Origin of the sequence: Spiroplasma sp. hy2, from assembly GCF_044714365.1 — a bacterium.
Taxonomy (GTDB): Bacteria; Bacillota_I; Bacilli_A; order Mycoplasmatales; family Mycoplasmataceae; genus Spiroplasma; species Spiroplasma phoeniceum.
Window position 1 is genome coordinate 1 of the sequence record NZ_RXFZ02000151.1, and the last position, 2,477, is coordinate 2,477.

Sequence of the window (2,477 nt, forward strand, 5' to 3'; positions counted from 1 at the left end):
TTAATTATTTTTTTCATTAATTATTTACCTCCATATATTAAAAATATACCTAATTTTAGGTATATTTTATAAATATCAAGAGTTTTCGACAAAATTAAAGAAATAATTTGCTAAGTTTAATAAATAAATAGATATGATGAGAAATATAGATAATTAGGATTATTTTTATTTTGATATTCTGGTTTTATTAAATATTTTCGCCGATAAAATGTGGTTTTTCCATGTTGAAAAATAATTGTTCTTTGAAACAATCCTTTTAAAATAAAACGCGGTTGGACATATTCAGATTTTAATAGTTTGTAATCAATTAATTCAATTGCAGATTTAATAATTCTTTCTAAAAAATCAATATTTTTATGTTGAAATCATTCTAATAAATTTTTAGGTGTAATTTCTACTTTAGCAAATTTAAATAAAGTAGGTAAATCAATTTTAAATTTATTTAGTAAGTTTGATATTTGGTTTATAATCATAAGACATAGGGTACCTTTCTAATTAATTTTTTAACAAACTAATTATAAATAAGATAACTCTTTTTATTTTCCCCTGTAAATTGTAAATGCAAATGTAGCACTTTTTATATGAATGAAAACCTTATTTTTAAGCTTAATAGTTATTTTAGTAATTAATTAACTAAAATAAGCCATAAAATAAAAGATATTTTTGCTTTAATTTTTATAAAAAATCTTTACAAATTTAAAAAGCTTGATTTTACAGTTTATAAAGTGCTACACTTCATAGTACAATTTACACWYYAAAAAATAAAACAGCATCTTTATTAATAACACTAATAGAAGAAAGCATTATTTTATGATATAATAAATATAAGCGATTAATATAAGTAGGGTAAACATATGTGTCAAAACAGTAAAAAGGGTCATAGCAGTAATTGTCACAATAACTGTCGGATTCATCACCATCCGAATTTTTTTAATTATTATCAATATCCTGTTTTTCCTTCTTATGGGTGTGGAACACCACCATTAATTCAGTATTCAATTCCGCAACCTCCATATCCACCGTTATTTGCACAATATCAATATTCCCCAATTATTCAGTATCCAATGACAGGACTGCAACCAAATCAAAGTTTGTCACTAGGACAACCATATCAATATAGCCCACATAATGTTGGACAAAATTTTAATAATTTAGCCAATAATGCTAGAATTAATGATAATTTTCAATATCAATCTCAACCTGTTAGAGAAGATTATTATTTATCTCCTTATAATTCTCGTATTCCATTAGGGACAGAACGATATTATAATGATTTTCGTCGTCCAAGTTTACCATTAAGTGTTGAAGAAGAATATAATTGAGCATTACATATTTCTGATATTTTGGATGAGTTTATTGGGCGTCATCGCAGTCGACCAAAATCTAATTTTGATGAATATCAAAACTTAAAACAGACATTAGATACTTCATTACGCCATTTGCAAGAAGCAGAAGCACTAAACCAAAAATTGGTTAATACTTGAGCAAAAAAGGATGATAATTCAAGTAATAATAATTCTGTACATTTACCAACAGATAGTATTGATTCTAAATTATTAAAGTCGAAATCTGACCAATCTGATGCTTTAAATGAAAAAAAAGTTTCTTCAATAATTGTTAGTTTTGAACCAGAAAAAAGTTCATCTTTAACTGAAAATAATGTAGAAGATAAGTTTAATTTCCTTGATTTTGAAGATGATTCAGATAATAATTTTAATCCTGAAGATGATACGCATAGTTTCTTTTTTAATGATGAATTTAAAGTAGGAGATTCACCTGAGAAAAATGACAATGATATTTCAAAAAATGATAATGATGTTAATAAGGTTGCTGCTGAAGATATTCATGATTTTTTAGGTGTCAAATCACCAGACTTTGATTTAATGGAATCTAATCCAGAAATAATAGAAACAGATGTTTTAGATGATGAAATAACCTTTATTGATATTGATAAAGTAAAGGATACAAAACCAGCTTTTGGGACATATAAGGATTATACAATTAAAACATCATTAGGGGAAAAACGAGTTAGTGAGATTTATCCAAAAATATTTGATGAATATGGTCATCTTAAAATGGATCATTATGAAGCAATGGCCCAATTTGGATTGACAGAAAAACAATATGATCAATTAATTGAAAATTTTTATCATGCAAAAGAAAATAAAACAAAAAAAATTAAAAAAAATAAATTTGGAGTAGTTACTAAATCAAAATTTAATGCTAAAGCTTTTTGAATTACGATCAGTGTTTTAGGTGTTATTTTATTATTAATTGCAATAACTGTTATTTTGTATTTTACTGTTCCTAGTGTTACTGAAGGAATTGATACAATAATTGCTAAAATAAAAAAAATATTTTAATTTAGAATAATAAATTTCTTTAATTTTGTCGAAAACTCTTGATGAAATAAAAAAAATCATCAATATGACAATTTGAAAACTAATTTTGTGTAAGATTATGATTTTGCTTTAAAT

At 24.5% G+C, this 2,477-nt stretch carries 2 protein-coding genes; one reads left to right on the forward strand and one right to left on the reverse strand.

Annotation, left to right across the window (positions count from 1 at the left end; all coding sequences use genetic code 4):
- Positions 1 to 116: 116 nt before the first annotated feature.
- Positions 117 to 473: a hypothetical protein gene (locus tag EHV01_RS04700; RefSeq protein ID WP_422066435.1), complete on the reverse strand. Its 357-nt coding sequence runs from the start codon at positions 471 to 473 to the stop codon at positions 117 to 119.
- 381 nt (positions 474 to 854) lie between these two features.
- On the opposite strand from EHV01_RS04700, the gene EHV01_RS04705 reads away from it, so the two are divergent.
- The gene (locus EHV01_RS04705) at positions 855 to 2,363 is read left to right on the forward strand and encodes a hypothetical protein (RefSeq protein WP_422066436.1); all 1,509 of its coding nucleotides are present in this window, start codon (positions 855 to 857) and stop codon (positions 2,361 to 2,363) included.
- Positions 2,364 to 2,477 lie beyond the last annotated feature (114 nt).